General features: G+C 60.2%; 1 protein-coding gene and 1 pseudogene. Both read left to right on the forward strand.

Translation table 11 applies throughout. From position 1 onward, the window contains the following. Positions 1 to 407: 407 nt before the first annotated feature. Positions 408 to 506 (forward strand): annotated as a pseudogene (locus tag WS61_RS36095) (ESPR domain-containing protein); the annotation flags it as partial. A 216-nt stretch (positions 507 to 722) separates the two neighbouring features. After that, positions 723 to 2,569: beta strand repeat-containing protein (locus tag WS61_RS34980; protein ID WP_373557130.1), on the forward strand; the 1,847-nt coding region annotated here is incomplete at its 3' end.

The following is a 2,569-nucleotide window of genomic DNA, read 5'->3' on the forward strand; positions in this document are numbered from 1 at the left end:
GATCTTTCACCGATTGAGTTTGAGCGGCGCTACGCGCTAAATGGCTCGTGAGTGTCTATGAAACTCTGGCCGGTCCAGACAGTCGTTCTACCCCCTACAAGAGGGGCGCGGCAGGAGAACCATTTTCTCTTTGGCATGGGAAATTCAGGTTGGCTTAGAAAAATAATCTCGTCAGGAGTGCGAGGCTATAACTTGTAACGCACCATCACCTTATGCGTCAATCTGACGCGCCGGCTCGGCCGGTGGAGCCGCAAGTAATTGATTAAAAAGGAATTTATCAAATTGACGACCACGCGTAGCATCCGTTGATAATATGTTAAACATTGGCAAATGTACGAAACGGTTAGCCCGCCGCCGTCGTTAGCCTTGTATAATTCAGTCGGTGAGGATTTGATTCGGGGTGCGAGATGAATAGAATATATCGGATAGTGTGGAGTCGAGCGTTCGGGCGCTTTGTTGTTGCGTCTGAAATTGCGAGGAGTGTTACGTCGGGGCCGTCGAAGACTTCGATAACGCGGAATCGCAGGATTTGTCGATTCGACGCGATTACCGTCGCGACGGTTACATACTTGCTAGGTTCAAATGCCTGGGCCGGCATCGTTGGAACCGACGTTGGCGTGGGTAGCGTCAACGGGAACGCTAGCTACGCTGGGTCTTCGGGTGGAGGCGGGGCGCGGGCCGGTGATTTAGGAGTGGCATTTGTCGGCGACGGCGACTGTTCAATGCTAACCTCTGGCCCAGGTTCATATGCAGGAGTATATGGGGTCGGGGCGAATTACCTCGGTGGCCTATTCGGGTTTGGACCTCAATCTACGGCTACGTCATGGGGAGATGCAACGAATGCCGGGGCGAATGGCGGAATTATTCCGTACCGTAGCACGGAGCAGACATTCGGTAATGTGACATATGCTCCGAGTGGTACGCAGAGTAGTGTGTACACCCAAGCATTTGGTATGAATTCCTTTGCGGTGGGGTGCGGGGCATCCGCCACTGGACTGAGTGCATCTGCAGTCGGCTGGGGTACGACAGCCAGCGGTGTAGGTAGTGTCGCGAACGGCCTCTATAGTAAAGCAACGGGCCAAGGTTCTACTGCTATTGGGGTAAGTTCCTTGGCAACGGACACTGATGCCATTGCGATGGGGACGTTGGCGGCGGCTACCGCTCAGGGGGCCGTGGCGGTTGGGGCAAATTCACAGGCTTCGGCGGTTAATGCGACCGCCATCGGCGGTAACTCGTCAGGACCAAATGCAGGAGCTCAAGCGACAGGGGCGGGTGCAAGCGCCATCGGCTCAAATGGAATCGCCGGAGCGCGTGCTGCTGCAGGGGACTCAATCGCCATTGGTGGGCAGTCGACCGTTGCTCCGACTGCTACCTCCGGCATTGCCATGGGTCGGGGTGCAACGGTCAATGGCGCATACGGCATAGCGCAAGGCGACGGCATCGTGTCTGGCGCAACTGGTCAGAATGTTGCGATTGGGTCGGGCGGTACAACAGCAAATAGCGCCACCGCGGCCGGCGGTGCCGTGGCTATCGGCCGAGGCCAAAGCGCAAGCGGCAATGGTGCTGTTGCGATCGGCGATCCGAACAGCGCGACCGGCACGGGCGCGCTTGCAATCGGCGCGAACGACACGTCGAACGGTTCCGGCGCCATCGCGCTCGGCAACAACAACTCCGCGAGCGGCGATGGTGCTGTCGCGCTCGGCAACAGCAGCACGGCAACCTACGGCTCCGTCGCCATCGGCGGCTCGGCGTCGGCGACCGGTATCAGCGGCTCAGTTGCCATCGGTAATGCGGCAACCGCGAACGGCACCGGCGCAATCGCGTTCGGTAACAGCGGCAGCTTTTCCGCTAAATCGATCGCAAGCGGTGCGGACGCACTCGCACTCGGTAACGGCTCGACGGCCAGCGGCGCCGCCGGCGCGGTAGCCATCGGCGCGGCAGCCAGGGCGTCTGAAAACTATGGCACGGCACTCGGTTCGAATTCGAACGCAAGCGTCGCAAACTCGGTCGCCCTCGGCAACAACGCGCTGACGACCGGCGCAGCAACGGCGACGTCCGGCGGCACCACCACCGTCAGCAGCGCCACGATCGGCGGTCAGACGTTCGGCAACTTCGCCGGCGCCAATTCGGCGGGCGGTGTGGTCAGCGTCGGGCGGTCGGGCTCGGAACGCCGCATCCAGAACGTCGCGGCAGGTCTCGTCACCGCAACCAGCACCGACGCGATCAACGGCAGCCAGCTCTATTCGGTTGCGAGCACGACGACGTCGAGCATCACGAGCCTGTCGACGTCGGCGTCGACGGGCCTCTCGTCGGCCAACAGCTCGATCACGTCGCTGTCGACCTCTACGTCGACCGGTATCAATTCGCTGTCCACCGGACTGAGCAGTACGAACAGCTCGGTGTCGTCGTTGTCGACTTCGACCTCGACGGGTCTGTCGTCGGCTAATAGCTCGATCACGTCGTTGTCGACTTCGACCTCGACGGGTCTGTCGTCGGCTAACAGCTCGATCACGTCGCTCTCGACCTCGACTTCGACCGGCATCAATTCGCTGTCCACCGGACTGAGCAG

The organism is Burkholderia sp. ABCPW 11 (assembly GCF_001523445.1).
In the GTDB taxonomy this organism is placed as follows: domain Bacteria; phylum Pseudomonadota; class Gammaproteobacteria; order Burkholderiales; family Burkholderiaceae; genus Burkholderia.